At 42.5% G+C, this 22,328-nt stretch carries 16 protein-coding genes and 1 riboswitch; of the genes, 6 read left to right on the top strand and 10 right to left on the bottom strand.

The features are described from left to right. Positions 1-385 precede the first annotated feature (385 nt). The 3 genes from AC0SAP_RS09670 to lon all read right to left on the bottom strand — a co-directional run bounded on the left by AC0SAP_RS09670 (position 386) and on the right by lon (position 6,108). A complete protein-coding gene (locus AC0SAP_RS09670; protein WP_473384006.1) occupies positions 386-1,378 on the bottom strand; it encodes an NAD(P)H-dependent glycerol-3-phosphate dehydrogenase in 993 nt (330 codons plus the stop codon). Positions 1,379-1,756: 378 nt separating this feature from the next. Further along, positions 1,757-2,962, bottom strand: coding sequence for a porin (locus AC0SAP_RS09675; protein ID WP_473384007.1), 1,206 nt, complete (start codon positions 2,960-2,962; stop codon positions 1,757-1,759). Positions 2,963-3,720: 758 nt separating this feature from the next. Beyond that, positions 3,721-6,108, bottom strand: a complete 2,388-nt coding sequence (lon, locus tag AC0SAP_RS09680; RefSeq protein WP_473384008.1) for an endopeptidase La — start codon at positions 6,106-6,108, stop codon at positions 3,721-3,723. Positions 6,109-7,143: 1,035 nt separating this feature from the next. Between lon and AC0SAP_RS09685 the strand changes: the two genes are divergently transcribed. Both AC0SAP_RS09685 and AC0SAP_RS09690 read left to right on the top strand, forming a co-directional pair. Continuing rightward, positions 7,144-9,978 carry an FAD-binding and (Fe-S)-binding domain-containing protein gene (locus AC0SAP_RS09685; protein ID WP_473384009.1) on the top strand — a complete coding sequence of 945 codons (2,835 nt, stop codon included), beginning with the start codon at positions 7,144-7,146 and terminating at the stop codon, positions 9,976-9,978. Between the two features lie 150 nt (positions 9,979-10,128). Further along, a complete protein-coding gene (locus tag AC0SAP_RS09690) occupies positions 10,129-10,440 on the top strand; it encodes a monooxygenase (protein ID WP_473384010.1) in 312 nt (103 codons plus the stop codon). A gap of 140 nt (positions 10,441-10,580) precedes the next feature. Here the strand turns inward: AC0SAP_RS09690 and AC0SAP_RS09695 are convergent, their stop codons facing one another. The 3 genes from AC0SAP_RS09695 to AC0SAP_RS09705 form a co-directional block, all read right to left on the bottom strand. Beyond that, complete coding sequence (locus AC0SAP_RS09695; protein ID WP_473384011.1) at positions 10,581-10,874, bottom strand: hypothetical protein; 294 nt, start codon at positions 10,872-10,874, stop codon at positions 10,581-10,583. A 32-nt stretch (positions 10,875-10,906) separates the two neighbouring features. After that, positions 10,907-11,515 (bottom strand): VOC family protein, encoded by a 609-nt coding sequence (locus tag AC0SAP_RS09700; protein ID WP_473384012.1) that lies wholly within the window; start codon positions 11,513-11,515, stop codon positions 10,907-10,909. Positions 11,516-11,952: 437 nt separating this feature from the next. Next, on the bottom strand, positions 11,953-12,423 hold the full coding sequence (locus tag AC0SAP_RS09705; RefSeq protein ID WP_094567391.1) for a RidA family protein: 471 nt from the start codon (positions 12,421-12,423) through the stop codon (positions 11,953-11,955). Positions 12,424-12,832: 409 nt separating this feature from the next. Next, positions 12,833-12,946: riboswitch (TPP riboswitch) on the top strand. Between the two features lie 206 nt (positions 12,947-13,152). Between AC0SAP_RS09705 and thiC the strand changes: the two genes are divergently transcribed. Continuing rightward, positions 13,153-14,940, top strand: coding sequence for a phosphomethylpyrimidine synthase ThiC (gene thiC, locus AC0SAP_RS09710; protein ID WP_473384013.1), 1,788 nt, complete (start codon positions 13,153-13,155; stop codon positions 14,938-14,940). Between the two features lie 535 nt (positions 14,941-15,475). Here thiC and brnQ read toward each other — a convergent pair. Then, positions 15,476-16,819: a branched-chain amino acid transport system II carrier protein gene (gene brnQ, locus AC0SAP_RS09715; protein ID WP_473384014.1), complete on the bottom strand. Its 1,344-nt coding sequence runs from the start codon at positions 16,817-16,819 to the stop codon at positions 15,476-15,478. Positions 16,820-17,013: 194 nt separating this feature from the next. On the opposite strand from brnQ, the gene AC0SAP_RS09720 reads away from it, so the two are divergent. Beyond that, complete coding sequence (locus AC0SAP_RS09720; protein WP_473384015.1) at positions 17,014-18,498, top strand: DEAD/DEAH box helicase; 1,485 nt, start codon at positions 17,014-17,016, stop codon at positions 18,496-18,498. Positions 18,499-18,654: 156 nt separating this feature from the next. Here AC0SAP_RS09720 and AC0SAP_RS09725 read toward each other — a convergent pair whose 3' ends face one another. Beyond that, positions 18,655-19,044 (bottom strand): hypothetical protein, encoded by a 390-nt coding sequence (locus AC0SAP_RS09725; protein WP_473384016.1) that lies wholly within the window; start codon positions 19,042-19,044, stop codon positions 18,655-18,657. A 199-nt stretch (positions 19,045-19,243) separates the two neighbouring features. Then, positions 19,244-19,459: a hypothetical protein gene (locus AC0SAP_RS09730; RefSeq protein WP_286483168.1), complete on the bottom strand. Its 216-nt coding sequence runs from the start codon at positions 19,457-19,459 to the stop codon at positions 19,244-19,246. A gap of 1,030 nt (positions 19,460-20,489) precedes the next feature. On the opposite strand from AC0SAP_RS09730, the gene AC0SAP_RS09735 reads away from it, so the two are divergent. Further along, on the top strand, positions 20,490-20,954 hold the full coding sequence (locus AC0SAP_RS09735) for a DUF411 domain-containing protein (protein WP_286483166.1): 465 nt from the start codon (positions 20,490-20,492) through the stop codon (positions 20,952-20,954). A gap of 243 nt (positions 20,955-21,197) precedes the next feature. Beyond that, positions 21,198-21,350 carry an RNA-binding S4 domain-containing protein gene (locus tag AC0SAP_RS09740; RefSeq protein ID WP_286483164.1) on the top strand — a complete coding sequence of 51 codons (153 nt, stop codon included), beginning with the start codon at positions 21,198-21,200 and terminating at the stop codon, positions 21,348-21,350. A gap of 79 nt (positions 21,351-21,429) precedes the next feature. Here AC0SAP_RS09740 and AC0SAP_RS09745 read toward each other — a convergent pair whose 3' ends face one another. Then, the gene (locus tag AC0SAP_RS09745; protein WP_353623228.1) at positions 21,430-21,813 is read right to left on the bottom strand and encodes a transposase; all 384 of its coding nucleotides are present in this window, start codon (positions 21,811-21,813) and stop codon (positions 21,430-21,432) included. Between the last annotated feature and the right edge of the window lie 515 nt (positions 21,814-22,328).

A 22,328-nucleotide genomic window follows, 5' to 3' on the forward strand; every position in this document is an offset into this window, starting at 1 on the left:
CGTTCTTCCCAAAAGCGTATGCCGGCATAGGGCGATCTTTCAATCGCCGGCAAAGCGTTATTTTTTATTGTTAGGGTAGGATAATCGCTAGTGCCGGCAATACTATTCGCTCAAGTAACGATAAGTTCGCGGCATCAAGGATGCCGACCTGCGGGCATGCAGTCGTAATAAGAATGAAATGGTGGGTTCCCGCCTTTCAACAAACCTTCTTAAGAATAATAAATATGATCCATTGAAACAAAACAGGCTGAAGAGATGCCGGGGATTACTATCGCGTTCTTCCCAAAAGTGCATGCCGGCATGGGGAGATCTTTCAATCGCCGGCAGAGGACTCAAATTTAATTGCCGGCAGATGGTTAATATCCATTGCCGGCAATATTCATTCTTATTCGATTTTCTGTTCTCTTGCTAGGAGTTGATGAAGAGAAGCATTGGGGAGAACATTTTTATGGAGGATCTTATAGACCTGTTGCGCGATCGGTAGATCAATGCCCATTGTCTCGCCCAATTCATAGATATTTTTAACAATATTGGCACCTTCTACCACTTGCCCAATCGTTTTAAAAGCATCGGCGGCTTTTTCCCCTTGTCCTAAAAGAAGTCCAAATCGGCGATTTCGCGATTGATTATCCGTTGCAGTTAATACGAGGTCGCCAAGACCTGTTAAGCCTTTAAAAGTCTCTGGATTTCCCTCTAATGCAATACCAAGGCGAGTCATCTCTGCTAAACCTCGGGTGATGAGAGCTGCTCTTGCATTAGCGCCAAAACCTAAACCATCGGAGATACCGGTTGCAATGGCGATCACATTTTTATAAGCGCCGGCAATTTGTACCCCTTTAATATCGAGGTTGCCATAAACTCGCATATTGCCATGATGAAAAAGGGGAATCACTTCCGCAAGCTCAGCCTCATTTTTGCCGGCAATGGCAATGGCGGTGGGGTAGAGTTTGGCTACCTCTTTAGCGAAACTGGGGCCTGAAAGCACAGTAAAATGCCCTTCAGGAAAGGCTTGATAGAAGGTATCACTTAAAAATCCATTAGTATCATGATCAAGCCCTTTTGTCGCGGAGATCACCGGCGGTAATTTTGTAAAATTGATCCCTTTTAATTTATTAACAATCTCACTAAAAGCGGTAGAGGGGACGGCGATTAGAATATCGGTCACGCCACTAATCGCCTCTTCAAAATCATCGAAGAAGGCGATCGTATCAGGGAAGGGGATCTCCGGCAAAAAGCGCTCATTAAGACGCAGTTTTTGCATCTCGGCAATATGTTCCCGATTGTGGCTCCACAATCTTACGGGGAATTTATTAGCAACATGGATGGCAAGTGCGGTTCCCCAAGAGCCGGCACCTATTACGGCAATCTCTCTACGCATTCAATCTCTCCTATTCTCTCAATACGGTTGTTGATCTCACAGTGATGATCAACTCAAAACTCAATCATTCTTTGACTCCACATATTAAAATTGTGCAACATGCGAAATCTAATGATTGCTCTCTCATCATTGACTTCTCTGTTTTTTAGATGAAAGAGGTTGTAAAAATTATAACATAGTGCGCTCATCGCTTGCGGGGGAAAGGTCAAAGTGGGAATGAATCGAGCGAATAGGGAAGGGAAGAAAAGATACCAATATATCGACACCACTCTACACCACTCTAAATTGCAGACAAAAAGAAACCCCACTCAAAAGAGTGGGGCTTTTATCAGACGTTGACACGGTCTTCCAATAAAGCTTGATTACTCAAGCGTTTAATTAGAAGTCGTGACGCATACCGATTGATACTACGTTGTCTTTTTTCTTGTCTGAGTTTTCAGCTGCAAATTTAGTTTCGTTTGCACCATACTCAACCCACGCACGTGTACGTGTAGAGAGTTTTTGCTCAAAACCAACTGCCCATGATTTAACTTTATCTTTACCTTCTTTACCAGCAACTTTTAATTGGTTTTGGCCGTAAGTTGCACGAACAGTGCTGAAGTAGTTAGGACCAAATGAGAAGCTTGCACCAACATCCCAACCTTTTGCTTTCTGTTTAGGACCATTACCTGTCCAAACATCTACGCCACGATCTTCTGTAACTTCAGTTGTTGGTGTTTTGTGGTTACCATCAGCATATGATGCAGATACTGCAAATGCATCTTGGCTATAACCTAAGAAGAGCCCCCACATTTTTGATTTGTTGTTGTCTGCTAATTTACCTTGGATATAACCTGCTTTTGCAAGAATTGTACCATTTGCACCTAAATCATATGCATATTTAGCGTTGATGGTCCAAAGGTCAACATTTTTGCTGTTGTTAGTGCCATTAAGATAGAAAGAATCATCCATCATAAGCGCGGCATTCGCTTGGAATCCCGCAAAATCAGGTGTAGTGTAAGCAATTACTTTACCTACACGAGCAAATTTAGCGTCTGTAAGTGATGATACATAAGCGTTAAACACTTCATCATTATTAAGATCTGATTTTTCATTCAACTGACCTGCACCAGTGAGAGTTGTAGTCATTGCACGTTGTGCTGCTGAAGAGAAAATGTCGCTTCCACCGTTGAAACCATCGATTACAGAATCATCAACGATCGTCACTTTGAATGGGTTATCTTGACGACCTGCAGTTACTGTCCCCCAATCACCCGTTAAACCGAGGATTGCTTTACGAGTTCTCCAACCATCTTTCTCATCTTGAGTCATACCGTTAAAGCCCCACTCAAGATTATAGATAACAGCGTTGTTGTTACCTAAATCTTCTGAACCTTTAAGGCCGATACGTGAACCAGCGTCGTTTAAGTTAGAAACACGGTTGCTAGTAAGTTTTTTGATACCGTCCTTTTTAGGGTCCATTTTTTGAACTTTTTTGCTCTCGTAGTCGTAACGGATAGAACCGTAGAGAACAGTTTCAGCTTGCGCTGCGCCTAATGTTAAAACAGAAGCTACTGCTACTGCGAAAATACTTTTCTTCATCATAATGAAATCTCCAATGGATGTGGTCTCGACCACTGTTTACATAAAAATGATTTGTGACGCTTTGTCACTGCATGTATTGCATTCTAACGGGGCATTATCATTTATGCAACTTATTATTGGTAATAATGATACGCATCGCCCCTATGTTGTTTTTTTACAACAGGAGAAAATTGTTTTTTATGTGAATTTTAGTGCTAAAAAAAAGCCTTTTTTCCGCAAATATCGATTAATTTTGCTAAATCTGCACAAATTATTACTTTTGAGTGTTAATAAATGTTATTTTAACTGTCTGCAAAATTAGCAAAAAAAGATGTTTTTTTTCTAAAAGTGAATCGGAAAAGGGGGCTCATTTTTCTATTTTATGGGTATTTTGTGTAGAAAATAGGCAGAAAATAGCTTTTGTTGTATTTATGAAACGCTTTTTTGTTGGAAATAAGCCACAGAGAGTCTTTATGCTCTAAAAAAAGATAAAGGAAGATCAAGGAAGATGAGGAAAGATCGAGGAAGTCTTAAAGGATTTGCTTAAGGTTGGTGAAAGCCTCTTGATAGAAACATTTATTGATGCAATTGTTTATGAAGCGCTAATAAAGCGGTAATTAGGCGGTAATGAAGCGGTAAAAATGGAGGATAAAATAAAGGACAAAAAAGAAGCCCACCGGTTTGAAACAGGCGGGCTCTCTTATAAAGCGTGAGATATTGCTTTTCGATATCTATGATCGGATATCCAAGATCTATTTAATGATCTATTTAACGATCTTTTAGAAGAGCAACTTCGCCACTTCGGTAAAGTGCTCGACAAAGTGGAGCTTTAATCCCTCTTTAAGATACTCCGGCAACTCATCGGCATCTTTCTGGTTCGCTTTCGGGAAGATGATCTCTTTAATTCCCACTCGTTTCGCAGCGATTAACTTCTCCTTCACACCGCCGATGGGGAGGACTTGACCGATTAAGGTGAGCTCTCCTGTCATGGCGATATTTTTCGGAGCCTGATTAAGCGCAAGAGACATCAAGCAGGAGGCAAGGGTAATGCCGGCGCTTGGGCCATCTTTCGGGATCGCGCCTTCCGGTGCATGGATATGGATAAAGGCCTTTTCAAAGAAGCTCTCCTGTAATCCTAGCTTTGCCGCATTGGCCATAATATAGCTATAAGCGATATTGGCCGATTCTTGCATCACCTCTCCAAGTTGCCCCGTTAACTTAATCCCCCGTTGCAGTTCATGAATCTTCACCGCTTCCACCGGGAGCGTTACGCCGCCGAGAGAAGTCCACGCAAGACCGGTGACAACGCCCACATTTTGGATCGGTTTTTCTCGATTAAAACGGGGATTGCCGAGGAAGGGGATAATCTCATTGACGCCGACGGTAAAGGATTCGAGATTCTCAGTCTCAAACTTGACTGCCGCTTTGCGCACAATTTTGGCCAACTGCTTCTCAAGCTGCCGTACGCCCGCTTCACGTGCATAATCATCAATCACACGATCAACCGCTGCCGGCGTAATGCGGAGCTCTTTCTTATCAAAACCTGCTTTCTCAAGCTGTTTGGGCCAGAGATATTGGCGTGCGATCTTACTCTTCTCCTCCAAGATATAGCCTGAGAGGCGAATCACATCCATTCGGTCTAAGAGTGCCGGCGGAATAGAGTCGAGCGTATTGGCTGTACAGATAAAGAGCACATTTGAGAGATCGTAACGCACATCGAGATAGTGATCTAAAAAGTCACTATTTTGCGCCGGATCGAGCACCTCAAGCAGGGCAGAGCCGGGATCACCTTGGAAGGATTGCCCCATCTTATCGATCTCATCGAGCATAATGACTGGGTTATCCACCTTGGTTTCTCTTAGCGCTTGGATCAATTTCCCCGGCATCGCACCGATATAGGTTCGGCGATGCCCTTTAATCTCCGCCTCATCGCGCGCGCCCCCTAAGCTAAAGCGATAAAATTGACGCCCTAAGCTATCGGCAACAGAGCGACCGATGGAGGTCTTCCCAACGCCCGGCGGACCGACGAGGAGAATAATCGTTCCTTTGATCTCCCCTTTTCGTTTCCCCACGGCAAGGGTCTCAATAATGCGATCTTTCACATCTTCTAAACCGAAGTGATCACGATCTAAGATCTTGCGTGCCTGCTGGAGGTTGAAGTTATCTTCACTCTGATTCCCCCATGGGAGATCGGTAATAATATCGAGATAGCTTCGCGTTACACCATATTCTGGCGAGCCGGTCTCTAATACTTGCAATTTTTCCAACTCATCATCGATTCGCTCTTGCGCCGCCTCCGGAATCACCTTATCGGCTAAGCGCTCAACAAATTTATCGATATCAGCGGCTTTATCATCTTTAGAGAGCCCAAGCTCTTGCTGAATCACTTTCAGTTGTTCACGTAAGAAGTATTGACGCTGCTGATCAGAGAGCTGATCTTCCACCTCTTCCCGAATAGAGCTATGGAGTTTCGCGACCTTAATCTCTTGCTGAATAATGGAGAGCACCTTCCGAAGGCGCGGTACAAGCGGCACAGTGGCTAATACCTCTTGGAGCTCCTCTTTTGAGCCGGAGGTCATACTCGCGGCAAAATCGGCAAAGGGGGAAGGATCGCTACTATTAAAGCGGGTTAAGAAGTGCTTTAACTCCTCGGAGAAGAGCGGGTTGAAGGGGATCAACTCTTTTAAGGCATTGATCACCGCCATCGAATAGGCACGAACCTCTTCCGATTTGGTGAGCATTCTCTCATCAAAATATTCCACCTGCGCCACAAAAGGGATCTCTTTGGAGATCCAACGTTTAATGCGAAAGCGTTGAATACCTTGGGCAATAAATTGCACGCGACCATCTTCTCTATGAGGATGGTGAATATGTACTAATGTGCCGTACTCATAGAAGTTATCGGTCTTTAGTGTAGAAGGATCTTCTTGATCGGTTAAAACTAAGCCGACAACGCGAGTACGGTTATCCATAATGGAATCGAGCGTCGTCAACCACGGTTCCTCATTGAGGAGGAGCGGCGCTATCTGTGGCGGAAAGAAGGGACGGTCATTGAGCGGAAGGATATGGATAATATTTGAAACGGTATCCCCTTCAATAATGACCTCGTTATGCCCTTTGACATCGCTGTCAATCGCCGGAAGTGTCGTTTTTTTATCTTCACTCATAAGATTCCTTAATACCTTAATCCTTTTTATATCTGTTATCGCTATGGACAATGGGGGTTAAAAAGAGGATATCAACCTCCTGACAAGATTTTACTTTGAGTGGGAATTTGCTGCTACCGATTCTGTTTCTCTCCTTGGGTGATCATTCTTCTATTCTCGATCCCTAATCGATCCTTAATCGATCTGTTATCAATTTGTAACCGTTATCTAATCGTTTTCTAACAGCTCTGTAACCGTTCTGTAATCAGCAATTGTAATCATCAATTGGCAATCAGTTTGTAACCCCTTTGTGATCCATCTGTAATCAGTTTGTAATAGCCCCTATATATAATATGTAGAATGACGAATATTTTGATCCTTTGAGATGCTATTTAGAGAGGGAAGTAGGCATCAATTCCATGATAGATCGATACTTCACAGCTGATGGATGAGAGAAGAGAGAAGAAGCTGTGGATAACTTTGTGGGTAACGGTGGTATAACTCTGTGTAGAGCGTAATAATTTTGAAATGTTTGCCGAAAAGTGGCATAAAGAGGGATTGAATTAAAAGCGTTACTTTATCTTCATGACTCCCCTTTCTCGAGGTCGATTTTGTATCGATCCCGCTTCAAGATTCTTTGCAGTGCCGGGATCTTTTAAGATGTTTCCCATGAAACAATCGGTGCCGAGTGCTTCATCATCAATCTTTATGTCAGTCGAGGGACGTGGAGCGCTGGGTAGGTAAGATAAAAAATGGTGGGAGAGAATGAATAGAACAGAATTAGACAGCAAATAGAGATCACCCATAGAGATCACCAATAGCGTGAATAGAAAACGTTGCATAAGAAAAAGACGCGTAAAAAAGAGATCAAGTAAAGACCGGGATAAAAAACCACCATCATGCCGGTATTGATCAGGCTGATTGAGTAGAGTGATCAGCCATAAAAGAGAATAAGAGTCGATAATAAAAGTCGATAATAAGAGGCGGCGTGAAAGAGTTGCCTTAAGTACGCTTGAGAGAGCGCATGAGATAGAAATAGATGTAGGAGAGCACGATATGTTAAAAGAGATTCCCGTTGATGCGGCGCATCAAAAGTTTGCAGAGAGCGCAAAAAAGATTGTGGGAGAGAAGGCGGTCTATACCGATTTCTTCTATCGATTTGCTTATGGCACAGATGCGAGTCTCTATCGCTATATCCCGCAGGTGGTGGTGCGTGCTGCTGATGAAGCAGAGGTGATCGAGCTGATCAAGGCGGCAAAAGCGTGCCAAGTTGCGCTCACCTTCCGCGCATCAGGAACATCGCTCTCTGGGCAGACATCGAGTGGCTCTGTCTTAGTGATGTTGGGAAATGCCTTCACTAAGTTAGAGATTAGCGAGGGTGGCGATCTTGTGACTGTCGGGCCGATGGTGATTGGCGCAATGGTCAACAAAGCATTAAAACCTTATCAGCGTAAAATTGGCCCCGATCCGGCATCGATCAATGTTGCGCGCGTGGGCGGGATTGTTGCCAATAATAGTAGCGGTATGTGTTGCGGCACAAAGCATAATAGTTACCATACATTGGCTGATATTCGTCTTGTCCTCAATGATGGAACGGTACTTGATACGCGTGATCCGGAGAGTGTGGCACAATTTCGTCAGAGTCATGCCAAATTTTTAGCGCATCTCGCTCAATTGCGTCAACGAATTATGGAAAATCCGCTCTTAAAAGAGAAGGTCGCGGTGAAGTATCGTATTAAAAATACCACCGGTTACGGCGTCAATGCGTTAATCGATTATGAAGATCCGATCGATATCTTAAAGCATCTTATTGTCGGTTCCGAAGGAACGCTCGGCTTTGTGAGTGAAGTAGTCTATCGTACGGTGCCGGAGTATGATCATAAAGCTTCTGCCTTTGTCTATTTCACCTCCCTAAGAGAGTGTTGTGAAGCGGTCAAAGCTTTACGGGCTGATGCTCCCGTTGAGGCCGTGGAACTCTTCGATGGCCGAACGCTTCATCTTGTGGGGGAAGAGATCCCCGATCTTCCCGGCTTCTTCTATCGTCCTCTCAATAAGGATAGCGCTTGTCTCTTGATTGAAACTATGGGGGAGAGCGCTGCAGAGTTGAGTAGAAAGATCGATAAGATCGAATCCGTTCTTGCTGATTACAATGTGGTGGAAGCCACAGGCTTTCAGACCGATCCTGAGATCACAACGCAATATTGGAATACACGAAAAGGGCTCTTTCCGATTGTGGCGAAAGGGCGTAAAAGTGGTGCGGCAATTATCCCGGAAGATGTGGTCTTCCCGATGGAGCATCTTGTTGAGGGAGTGCAGGCATTAACCGAGCTTTTTGAGAAACATAATTTCCCAGAAGCGACCATTATGGGGCATGCATTAGAGGGGAATCTCCACTTTATGTTAGCGCCGACGATGACATCGAAGAAGAAGATTAAACAGTTCGATGCCTTTATGGATGAGCTTGCCGAGGTGGTCGCCGTTAAATATAATGGTTCATTAAAGGGGGAGCATGGCACTGGACGTAATATCGCTCCCTTCGTTGAAGCAGAGTGGGGCGATGAGATCTATCAGGTGATGCGCGATATTAAAGCGCTCTTCGATCCCGATAAGATCTTCAATCCTGATGTCATTATTACCGATAATAAGAAGCTCCATATCACCTCTCTTAAGCAGATTCCGGTGGCGGATAAGTTGATTCATGATTGTGTTGAATGTGGTTTTTGTGAGCCGGCATGCCCTTCCGATGGTCTCTCATTAACACCGAGACAGCGTATTGTCGCTTACCGTAATATGCAGGCATTGCCAAGGACAGGGGAGAGCGGTAAGCTCTTTGCAAAGATGAATCGCGCCTTTCAATATGCCGGCATCGATACTTGTGCCGAGACGGGAATGTGTGCGCTTCGTTGCCCATTAGGGATCGATACCGGGAAATTTATCAAATCGATTCGCCCTGTTAATAGCCGTGCGCTGCTTCGTATTGCCGGCAATCACTTTGCTTTAGCTGAGAAGCGGATGCGTTTTACGGTCAATATAGCGCATAAAATCGGGATCGATCGTACGCACAATTTAACGCAGGCGGCTCATAAGATCTTTAAGGGAATTCCGGTCGTTCCAAAGGCGATGCCGGAGGTCTCCTCAAGCTTACCGGCATTACCGGTGCCGAGTAAGATTGAGAACTCTGTTGTCTACTTCACCACCTGTGTCAATCGTAATATGCAGGAGCTAAAGCGAGAGAAGGGTGGTGCGCCGGAAAATACCTTTGATCATGTGATCAGTCTGCTCCATAAAGCAGGTTTTACCCCATTCTTCCCCGATAAGATCTCCGGCATCTGTTGTGGACAGCCATTTGTTTCGGCAAAAGCCCCCTTAGAAGCAGATAAGATGGCGCGTCACCTCAATGAGGTTCTTCTTAAAGCCTCTCGCTATGGGGAGATTCCCATCTATGTGGATAATGCGCCGTGTGCTCTGCAGGTACATGATCTACAAAAACGGGGGCTGCTCGATGAGCGCTTGATTCTCTATCACTCTGTAGAGTTTCTGTTAAAAGAGGTCGCCCCGAAATTGACGATGAAGCCGAAGATCGACAAACTGCTCCTTCATACACCCTGTTCTGTGGCAAAAGATGGTGGTGGTGAGATGCTCTTTAAGTTAGCGCAAAAATGTGCGCGAGAAGTGGTCTCCACCAATATCGAGTGTTGTGGTTTTGGCGGTATGAAGGGTTTTACCGTGCCGGAGATCAATCAAAATAGTCTTCAACGTCTGCCAGCAACGGTGAAACAGGATTATGAGCTCGGTGCATCGATGAGTAAAACATGTCAGCTCGGTTTAACGACTCATACCGGATTGCAATTTAAGAGTATTGAAGCGCTCCTCGATGAGTGTGCGTTATAATGTCTCTATTAGGTAGTAGATTGTAGTAGATAGAGAAGTCAGATCGCTTCAGCCAAGTTCTCTATCGCTCTACTTCAGTTATCGATTTGATCGATAGCGTGATCGGTATGATCCGCGATTTAAGAATTTAAATAGAAGGAAAGAGTCATAATGATATTAGTACAGATGAATTTCGACTTCCCCATCGAGATGATGGGGGAAGCATTAACCGAAGGGGCGCAATCTTTAGCGGCAAGCATCAATGAAGAGCCGGGATTTCTCTCCAAAATCTGGATTGAAAATAGTGAAACGGCGGAGAGTGGCGGTATCTATCTCTTTAAAGATCGCGAAAGTGCCGAGAATTATGTGGCAATGCATTGTGCGCGTGTTGAAGCGATGGGCGCAAAAAATATTAGCGTGAAATATTTCTCCGTCAATGAGCCTTTAAGTGCCATTAATCAATTTACGGTGGCCTCTAAGTAGACTCCATCTCAATAGAGAAGAAAGAGTGAACCTTATCGATAGGATGATCGATCAGCTTCACTCTTTTTTGTTGATTTTAATTACGGGCATGCACCGGTAAAAATAGCGAGATGGTTGCTCCCGCGCCTCCATAAATTTTCTTAAGAATTATTGATTGATACAAAAAGAGCTGAACGGTGCCGGATCTTACTATCGCATTCTTCTACAAATCGCGCGCCGGCAAGAGGCAATCTCAATCGGCGGTCATTAAATCGCCGGCAATTATATCTCAAAAGTGATAATTTTCCCGGCATCAATGATGCCAACTTGCGGGCATGCACTGGTGAAAAGAGCGAAATGGTCGGCTCTCGCCACTCAACAGGCTCTCCTATTGGTTGAATCAATTCAACAACAGAAGCTGAATACTGCCGGATCTTACTATCGCGTTTTTCCACAAACCGCGCGCCGGCAGATAATGATTTTATCGTTAATCAAAACTCAACTTTGGACTCTTAGCCAAACCCCAATGGTAACCATTAGGATCGGAGATGATGGCAAAGCGATCTCCCCATGCAGAGTCGTAAGGTTCTGTAATAGCTGTTCCGCCGGCTTCTAATGCATTGCGGAAAGTCTGATCAACATCATCAACATAGAAATAGAAATAGCTTGTCAATTGTTGTTGTGGCATAAAATCGATCGGCGCACGAGTATCGGAACCACGAACATCTTGCGGAACAAACATTAAGATCAGCTCACCTAAATAATTCATCTCCACATGCTGACTCTCGGCACCCGGCCTATCCTCAAAGCGTAATTCAAAACCGAAAGCCTCTTGATAGAAACGTTTACTCTCTACTACATCAATAACGGTTAAATGGGGAACTAATAATCTAGAGGCGAGCCAAGGAGAACCGCTCTCTGTTGCCGCAAGCCGTTGCGCTTTTTGGCTCTCTACTTGATCATTCACCTGAAGTTGTGCTTTTTCTGCCATCACCATCTCTCCTCCCGTTATTAATGATAGGGATAATGCCATCGCCGGCAATAATCGCTTTTGAACCCTTTTATTAAGCGATTGTCTACTGTTTGAATGTTCCATCTCTTTCCCTTTGATTTTTTATTGTTATCTCTTGTTGTAATTTTTTGTCTCCTGAGATCACTCAGGGTAAGACAGTGAGTATTTTTGAAACTTCAAATAGAGATAGCACGATCTTTTCTTACTCTGCAAACAATGAGCGATCAATCGAGTAATAAAGAGGCAATGTTATGTATGGAATATCGCATGCTCTTTTTGTTAAAAGCTTGATTCTATCAATGATCTCAAGCTTAAAATAAAAAACTCCCAAACGTGGATAACGCTTGGGAGTTGTGTCAGTTTTATTATACTTTTTAGCGTGAAAGTTATACTTTCTGCTGTTTTGTAGGTAAAAAACTTTAATTTGTTTTGCTAGTTGAACCGTTTTCGAAGGAATCTTCTTCGGGTTGTATCATTTTTGATGCAGGTTCAACGTGAGTTGTAATCATTATCGCTGATGACTACTTCTTCTTCGCAGCAATTACTTCAATTTCGATTAACCATTCTGGGAATGCTAAACCTTTGACTTCAAATGCTGAACGAGCTGGAACTTTTGTCTCAGCGCCTTCACCGAAGAATTGTGAGTAACCTTTCATAAAGCCGGCAAAATCCATTTTACCAAGATCAGGATCAGCAACTAAGTAGACTTGCATTTTAACAATATCGCCCATCGTTAAACCTTGCTCTTCTAAGGTCTTTTTGATGGAGTTGAGAATACCAACAGTCTGCTCTTCTGTTGTACGAGCAAAAGTGCCATCTTCCAATTTTGGTGGAACTGCACCGCTGAGGTAGTAAGTCGTCACATCACTTGGGACTTCAACGACAGTTGAGATGGGGAACCCACCAGGAGCTGCTGTTCTTACGATATCATCTGCCATTGCGCCACCCATTGTTATCCCTGCTGCAAGCAGGATTGCTGTTAGTTTTTTCATTCCTATTTCCTTTTTTATCGATGTTATTCATCTTATCACCTCTTGTTAAGAAGTTGATAAAAGATCGCTCTTTTGAAGCGACTATTGATGATAACGATTTAAGGGTACCGTTCGATGCTCTCATTTATCTGCAAAGATGCAAAGAAGTGATAGCAACCCCTCTCTTATGAGTATTGGAAAGAGAGATAAATCGATCGGCAAGAACGGTGCATTATAGGGGTAAATAGCGGTGAGTAAAAGCAAATCTTCGAAAAGCGTATAGATTTTTAGCAGTTACTGCCGAAGCTCAAAAGCGATCCCGGCAGGGAAAGAATCTCTCAGGTCACTCTTTTTTCTTTCTTTCGCTTCATTTGCTTTTAAAGAGGAGACAAGCTATAACTGTAATGGTTTGCTCTATAAAAGGAGCAGATGATTTCGCTAGGGGTGCCCAATGAAGTTGGGCTGAGATTAGCATGAACTTATGCTTAAACCCTCAGGACCTGATCTGGCTAGTACCAGCGTAGGGAAGTAAACAATCTATAGTAGATCTGTAAAGCGTTAGAGATAGGCAGATGATTGGGTCATCAAGGATCAATCAGCTTGTTGCTAAAGAAGAATAGGTATCTACTGTGTCGATTAGGCCTGAGTTTTTCGCGATATGATCGTTGAAGCTCAGGTTTTTTTGTACCAATTTACGCCTATGCCAGAATCTCGTCTTTTATTTTTAGGATAATAAAGGAGAGGTTTTTTATGCCACAACAATCAATCACGTTAATGAAGCAGTTTCCCAAGAGTCGCAAAGTCTATGTTGAAGGCAGTCGACCCGATATTTTAGTGCCATTTCGTGAGATTGAATTGAGCGATACGCTTGGCCCGAAAGGGGAAGTGATCGAGAAGAATGAACCATTTCGCGTCTACGATACCAGTGGTCCTTATACTGATGAGAATTATCAAGTGGATCTCACAAAAGGGCTGCCGGCACTCAAAAGAGATTGGGTGATAGAGCGCGGCGATGTGGAGGAGTATGATGGCCGAGTAAAGAGTGCGCGTGATGATGGCTACAAGCGTGAAGATGATCCACGTATCAATGAGGGCGTATTCCCAGGGTTAAAGCGTAAACCTCTGCGTGCAAAACCTGGCATGAATGTGACACAGATGCACTATGCGCGTAAAGGGATCATTACGCCGGAGATGGAGTTTATCGCTATTCGCGAAGGGATGACGCCGGAGTTTGTACGTGATGAAGTCGCTGCAGGACGGGCGATTATTCCCTCAAATATCAATCATCCCGAAGCCGAACCGATGATTATTGGTAAAAATTTCCATGTGAAGATCAATGCCAATATCGGTAACTCAGCGATCACTTCTAATATCGAAGAGGAAGTGGAGAAGATGACTTGGGCAACCCGTTGGGGCGCTGATAACGTCATGGATCTCTCAACAGGAAAGGATATCCATAAAACGCGTGAGTGGATTATCCGTAACTCCGCAGTACCGATCGGAACAGTGCCGATCTATCAAGCACTCGAAAAAGTGAATGGTATTGCTGAAGATCTCAACTGGGAGGTTTTCCGCGATACGTTGATCGAACAAGCAGAGCAGGGGGTCGATTACTTTACGATTCATGCCGGCGTTCTGCTCCGTTATATTCCAATGACAGCCAATCGTGTGACCGGTATTGTCTCTCGTGGCGGATCGATCATGGCACAATGGTGTTTAGCACACCATAAAGAGAACTTTATCTATGAGAACTTTGAAGAGATCTGCCAAATTATGAAGCAGTATGATATCTCTTTCTCGCTCGGTGATGGCCTGCGTCCAGGATCGATTGCAGATGCTAATGATGAAGCGCAATTTGCAGAGCTTAAAACGCTTGGTGAATTGACAGAGATTGCCTGGAAGCACGATGTACAGACGATGATCGAAGGCCCAGGACATGTGCCGATGAATAAGATCAAAGAAAATATGGAGATGCAGGAGAAGTATTGTCACGATGCACCTTTCTATACCTTAGGTCCATTAACAACTGATATTGCTCCGGGATATGATCATATCACCTCTGCAATTGGTGCGGCGCAGATCGCTTGGTATGGCACAGCAATGCTCTGCTATGTGACACCGAAAGAGCACTTAGGACTCCCTAACCGTGAAGATGTGCGTGCCGGCGTTGTCACCTATAAATTAGCAGCGCATGCGGCTGACTTAGCGAAAGGGCATCCAAATGCACAAAAACGAGATGATGCGCTCTCAAAAGCACGTTTTGAATTCCGCTGGGAAGATCAATTCAATCTCGGTTTAGATCCAGAGCTTGCGCGTGAATATCATGATGAGACCCTCCCACAAGAGGCAGCGAAAGTCGCACATTTTTGCTCAATGTGTGGCCCTAAATTCTGCTCAATGCGTATCTCCCAAGATATTCGCCGTGAAGCACAAGCGAAAAACCTTGCCGAAGCACCGGAAGAAGTACGTGTTGTGATTGAAGGTATGAAGCAGAAATCGGAAGAGTTTAAAGAGCAAGGGCAGCAGATTTATAGTTAATTACTCTTGGGAATAATTTGTTGAGATAGTTGCTGTATTAAGCAATATTTTTAGAAAACTCTCTTGCCGAGTCGGCAGGGGAGTTTTTTGTAGAAGAGCATTAGTCTGCTTTATAGTAAGTAGTAGGTAGGATCTCTAAGTCAGTATGAATATCAATTTATCAATTTATCTATTCTCTAAATAGATTGAAATTTAAAATCATTTACACTCAATCATTTGCACTTAATCATTGGCAATTATCGTCAAATAGGAGGAGGTAATATGAGCACAATGAAGATCTCGCTCCCTGAATCATTAAAAAATATTTTAAAGGATTGCGTGATAAGGTATCGGTTGAGTGAGTTGTGCATACACCGATATTCCTAATTGGTTAAGGAACTAGGGATCGATGAAACTCTTAGCTACGATTGAGTGTTGTAATAATCATATAAAACATTACCTAAAAAAAGTAGCAAAAAAAGACCCTTCTAAAAGCGTAGAAAGGTCTTTGGTAGAATGAATATCGTAGTGATCTACATTTGGGTTGTTACTCTCTTTAGTTTTTCTGTTTTAAACTCACTCCCCACCCAATCACGAAGCCGGCAATTGCAGGGAGAATCCAGCCCATATTGACATCGGAAAGTGGGAGTAAGTTATCGAAAAATGAGGTAATGCTAAAAATGATCGGGTTTTGGCTAATCACTTCAGAGGATGCTTTTAATCCTTCAACCACCGCAATTACAAAGGTAAAACCGATTGTAAATTGATAGACAATCTTCTTGTGATGGAAAAGGGGTGAGGCAAAAGCTAAAAAGACCAAGGTGATCGCTAATGGATAGAGGAACATCAATACCGGAATAGAGATGCTGATAATAGCGGTTAGTCCCACATTTGCAATCAGCATACTAATCAAGCTAAAGAGATGAACAAAGGTGCGATAAGAGATCTTAGGAAAGAGCTGATTAAACATCTCCGCACAGGCGCAGATCAGGCCGATTGCAGTTTTGAGGCAAGCAACGGTAATGATGATCGCTAAAAGAATCGAGCCATAGGCACCAAAGTAGTAAGTTGCGATCTGTGCGAGGGCGATGCCACCATTTTCAGAGAGCGGATAAGCATTGAGACTCATCGCGCCGATATAAGCAAGGCAACCATAGATTACACTCATTAAAATTAAGCTGATAATGCCCGACTTAAAGGTATCTTTGGCAATATCGGTCGTATTTGTCACCCCAAAACTTTTGATTGCATTAACCACAATAATCCCAAAAGCGAGAGAAGCTAAGACATCCATGGTGTTATAACCTTCAGTAAATCCTTTAAAGAAAGGACTTCCTTGATATGCCGGCTGAATGGCTAATGGTTCGATCTCCCCCATCGGTTTAATAAAGGCGCTAATAATTAAGAACGCAAGAAAGAGGAGAAAGAGCGGATTGAGAACTTTACCAATCCACATCATAATATTGCTCGGGTTGAGCGATAAGATCCACGCAAGTAGAAAGAAGAGAATCGTAAAGATTAAGAGGGCAATGGTATATTGATCTTCACCTAGGAATGGGGTTAAACCGATCTCAAAGGAGACAGTTGCCGTACGGGGAAGGGCGAAGAAAGGACCAATCGTGAGATAGAGAACCATTGTAAAGAAGAGTCCATAAGTCGGAGTGATACGACTTGCTAGATCATATAGACCATTACTTTTGGAAAATCCAATCGCCACAACACCTAAAAAGGGAAGACCGACCCCGGTGAGGATAAATCCAATCGTTGCCATTAAGGTAGAAGCTCCCGCTTCTTGCCCCATATGTACCGGAAAGATTAAGTTGCCGGCGCCAAAAAATAGACCAAATAACATCGACCCAACGGTGATGTAAGATGCTAGAGAGAGTTTGTTATTCTTCATATCTTATCTCGAATTTTAAAACGTCCCTTTTGGGGACAAAATGAACCTGTAGGTTTTGCCTAAACGTTGATGACTTTACTAAAAAAATCGAGGGCTTGTTGAATTTTTTATAGGCTGTTAAAAATGGAATGTCGGATAAATTCTCTCCAATTAGTGTATAGTGCTCCTTTCTTTTAGATAGGTGTACACGCTTTATGTCTTTTAACTCCCTCGGTTTACGTGATGAACTCTTAACAGCAATTAGTGACGCTGGATATAGTGAGCCTACACCTATCCAACAACAAGCAATTCCGATCATCCTCAAAGGGCGTGATCTGATGGCCTGTGCGCAGACGGGAACGGGTAAAACCGCCGGGTTTACACTTCCGATTTTAGAATTAATGAGTCAAGCATCCGTAACAGGTGCAGCGAAAAGTGGGCAGAATAGACAAAATAGAAGAGCTGTTCGAGCGTTGATTCTCTCTCCTACAAGGGAGTTGGCGGCGCAGATCCATGAGAATCTTGTGATCTATAGCCGACACCTTAAACTTCGCTCTCTAGTGGTCTTTGGTGGAGTGAGCATCAATCCTCAAATGATGAAACTTCGTGGTGGTGTCGATATCTTAGTAGCAACGCCTGGTCGTCTTCTCGATCTAGAGCAGCAAAATGCGGTCGATCTCTCTCAAGTTGAATATCTTGTATTAGACGAAGCAGATCGTATGTTAGATATGGGTTTTATTCATGATATTCGGCGTGTTCTCTCTAAACTACCGGCAAAGAGACAGACTTTACTCTTTTCAGCTACTTTTTCTCCAGAGATTACGACCCTTGCAACAAAGTTATTGTATCAGCCTGCAACAGTTGAGATTGAAAGAGAGAAGCCGGCATCCGAGCAGGTGACTCAAGAGCTCTATTTTGTCGATAAAACACGAAAAAGAGAACTTTTATCCCATCTCATAGAGCGGGAGAATTGGCAGCAGGTCTTGGTCTTTTGCCGGACAAAACATGGTGCTAATCGCTTAACAGAATATCTCAATGATAGAGGGATTGTGGCGGCTGCGATTCATGGCAATAAGAGTCAAGGCGCAAGGACGAAAGCCTTAGCGGATTTCAAAGCCGATGCACTTCAGGTGTTAGTAGCGACAGATATTGCCGCGCGTGGTATCGACATTGCTGAGCTGCCTTTTGTGGTAAATTTTGATCTCCCTAGTGTGCCGGCAGATTATGTGCATCGTATTGGGCGAACAGGGCGAGCAGCTGCTACCGGTAAAGCCGTTTCATTGGTTTGTATTGATGAGCAGAAGCTCTTAAAAGATATCGAACGCCTTCTGAAAAAAGAGATCCCTAAAGCAACTATTGCTGGCTTTGAGCCTGATCCAACGATTAAAGCAGAACCGATTGAAACAGGGCGTGGCGGCAGAGGTCGGGGAAGCAGTCATGGAAATAGTCGAGGAAATAGTCGCAGTGCAGGTAGAGGGCGTGGACGAGACCAATCACCACAGGGCGGTAATAGTGGTGAGAAGACAGAGAGTAGTGAAAAGAGCGCTAAACGTAGAACTCGTAGAAGAGCTAATGGCGAGAATGCCGGTAATCACTTAGGAGATGCCGGAAGCGGGCGAGGTGAGAGTAAACCCTCAAGTACTTCAACTGCGGATCGACCAAGACGACGCCGTAGAGTGAAGAAGGTGGAAGAGAGATAACTCTCTCTATATTTTCTATCTCTATTTAATAAGAAACAAGGAAACAGATCGGGTATTATTCGATCTGTTTTTTTATTGTTATCCAGGCTATCAAAATATCAAAATATCAAAATCAAAAAGCATCAATAATAGTGATAAGTCCGAGCGAAAGGGCTCTTAAGGGCAAAGATCACTGGTAAATGTATAGGGATCTTCACTTCTTTGACACTTCTGCTCTGTGAATTTCTCATCGATCACCCAAATAGGGGTTTTATCTTTCATCAATTGCTTAATGATATAGGTGGTTCTGATTGCCGAGATAGAATCATCCAACAAGCCTGATTCGGTAAGTGTAATCATTACCGCATCGGGAGATTCAACACGATTGAGCTTTTGAGTTAAGGTTATTGTGGAGAGTTCCTCATGATCTAGAAAGTTATTTTCTGCCAAGATGGCTTGAAGCGGAGTACGATAACCGATGGCTTCTTCTGCTGAGTTATCTTCTTGCGCAATTGCAAGGGTAGTTAGTAGTGCCGGCAATGTTAGTGCCATAATTAATTTTTTCATCTTAATATCCTCAATGATATCTCTATCACATGCGCTTAAGGCATGCCCCTAATAGATTATATTACTATCTTTCATTACTCCCTCATCTCCTCCCTTATCTTCTCCCTTATCTCTTATCCTGTTTTTTACCTCATCTCCTACTACCTATCTTATCTTCATTTTCATCTTAGAAAGGGGAATGGAACGCATGATATGCCCGTTATTTTCGGGGGACGAAGAGCAGGAGTAATCCTGCAAAAATAACGAGTAGTGCGCCTAACCAACCCCAAAAACCTAATGTCTCATCCCAGATAAAATGGGAGAGAAGAGCACCAAATAGTGGAAGAAGCGAGAGTACGGTCAATTGTGGTTTATCCATATCTGTTAATATCCGGACGCCGGCAAGTGCTAAAGAAAGCTCGTGATTAAGACCCAATTTTAAGCTCAATAAAAGCTAATATTGGTACAAATAGCGACGTAAGTAAGCGCAGAACCGTGGTATCAGAGAGGAGGAATCTTCAATGAGCTTACGATCATACTAATTTGACCTGATAGAGTGCGAATCGCCCGAAGTGGTAGGAGTTTGATGGAGCTTCGCATCTTTACAGAGTAGTAGAGTACCAGCAATACCTAAAAGAGAGTGACTAAATTCTGAAAGAAAATAATGGTAGCTGTTGGGGTTTAATAAGATGTACAAGTCGTAGACTTATTTGATAAGTATCAAAAGTTATCGGAAGAAATGCTGGCATAAAAGTATAGGTATGTTATTTTTCTATCGTAGTGTACTGAATTACAGATGAGTCACATAGCTGAAAACCTAATTTTTGAAGATCTATTCTATATTTACATATCTTTTTAAAGTTAATTTTAATAGGAACAGTCAGAATCTCTATGCACTTCTTTCAAAGAACATTCTCAATAATGACAATACTTCTGATGAGTTGGATGTTTGTCATATCAAGTGCAACTGTCAGTAACAGTACTGCATTTGCGAATGATTCTTCAATGCAAGAAGAAATGTTTTACGATCTTTCCATTTGTAATGATGGCGCATGTGCTATGAATAGTGTACAGGGAATGAGTTGCCAACAGCATTGCGATCATGTGAATTGGTGGATAGCAGAAGTTAAGTCGATATCGGATGTTACAAATGGATCGATAGAAATTAGATTGCAATGGAGATATGCCCCGAATCCTATTTTGTTATTAGATCCTAAACCTCCAGAAATCCTTTTTTCGTAATTTAAATTTTGAGATAGCGCTATATCTGATTTAAGAGATTAGAGCGCATTATTTTGGTTCTACGGAAAGATCATCATCCATTGACTCTCTTTGTAAACCACTTTGTACTTAAGATAGAGAGAATGCTGTAGTTTATTATTAGTATTGCTATCAGTTTTTTGATAACGGCATTACAGCATTGAAAGTGGAGATGAATCAATGATAAAGAGTAAGGATTTATAATTATGAAAAAAAGAATGTTAGGTTTTATGGCGGCAGGATTACTATTTATATCGATGAATAGTGCATTTGCTGATAATCAAGTAGTAGATAATAGTGATTTACCGGAAATGACTCTATATAAAGATCCATATTGTGGTTGTTGTACGGCGCATGCAGCCTATCTAGAAGAACAGGGTATCAAAGTGAAGATGGTAAACCATCCGAATATTTCCCAAGTAAAGATGGATTTAGGAACGTATATGGGGGCAAGCTGTCACACCATTATCATGGGTGATTATGTGATTGAAGGACATGTACCGATTGCCTCTATCCGTAAGCTATGGGATGAACAGCCTAATATTAAAGGCATTGCATTGCCGGGAATGCCGTTAAACTCTCCGGGAATGGGGCCAGAAAGGAAGGGCTCATTAAGAGTGATGCAGATCGAAAATGATAATACCATAAAAACCGTATTTAATATTGAATGATACGATGCTTATTTATTGGGATTGCTCTAAGTGACGTAGGGAGTTGATTAACGGCTCAGGCTGATATATAAGAATGCAATTTGCTGCTCTATATTCTCAATGTGGAATATAGAGCATTTTTTATACCTAGCGTTTTCTAGAATCATATTGAAAAGGGAACTGGATGCTTTGAAGTTATAAATACAGAGCATGATCTAAACGTTAGTGTACTTTACTTATATCAGAGAGATGTTATGAATTATTATGAAAGAAGAGTTTTTCTGGGAAGGTCATCCATATATTGCTTTGAATGATCTATTAAAGATGGTGGGCGTTGCAGAAATATGTGGAAGAGCGAAATTAACGGTTACTGATCGTTTGATTAGTGTGAATGGTGAAGAGAATCTCGTAAAATAGCAAAATTTTTGGCAAGAACTATTGTCGCAGGCGGAGGTTTTGAAAAAGAGATATAAAAATTTTAGGGTCTGTTGAATATTTATAACTTTAGCCAAATATAGACACAAGCTAAAGCAGCATTGTTTTCATAGTGTTGTTTTAGCTTGTCATGCCTTGTTGCTACACCTCTAAAATGTTTCAGCCTTGCAAATGCATTCTCCACTAAATGCTCAGTTTTATAAATATGCCAGTCCATATGATTATTGTTCGTAAGAGTATTCCTCTTTTTAGGAACAATAGCTTTAGCGCCTTGATTTACAAACTCTTCTCTAAAACTTGTAGAATCATAACCTTTATCTGCACTAACGTAATCTGTCGTATTTAAATGAATCCTACTCGATATCTCTGGAGCGGCCTTTGATAGCGTGGGTGTTCCATCTGTTGCGATAAATTCACAGGGCTTACCGCAAGTATCTACGATCATATAAATTTTTGAACTACAATGTTCAACAGCCCTAATATTTTTTCAGATTTTAATTCCCTTTAAAAACAATGTCTTTTATCTTTTTTATAAAATATTTCAAAAATAGGCTTGTCAAAAAAAATAAAAGGGGTAAGATACACCACTCATTCAGACGGCAACGTTGAAGATGATTCGGTAGAAGCCCAGTTCTCTAGTAGTTTCTTTGCTTCTCTCTTTAAAGTTTAAGTTCAGTTTTTAGTAGTCTTTAAAATTGAGTCGGTGCTTAAAAAGAGGTCAAAAATAAAATTGACACGAGCGAATCACTTCTGTAGTATAGTTCGTCTGCTTAGGGCGGTAAGAGATTCAGATTCAAGTTTAGATTTGAACGACTCAACTCCCTAACGTTCTTTAACAAATTAATCTTGAGTAAGTTTGTATGGGGGCTTGTATTTGTTTGCGTGAGCAAAAGAATAGAAGTCTAACCAAACAATTCCAGCATCTATTTTTTTATAATGGAAATAGAAGCAGTAATTGAG

The organism is Ignatzschineria sp. PL_is040 (genome assembly GCF_055813795.1).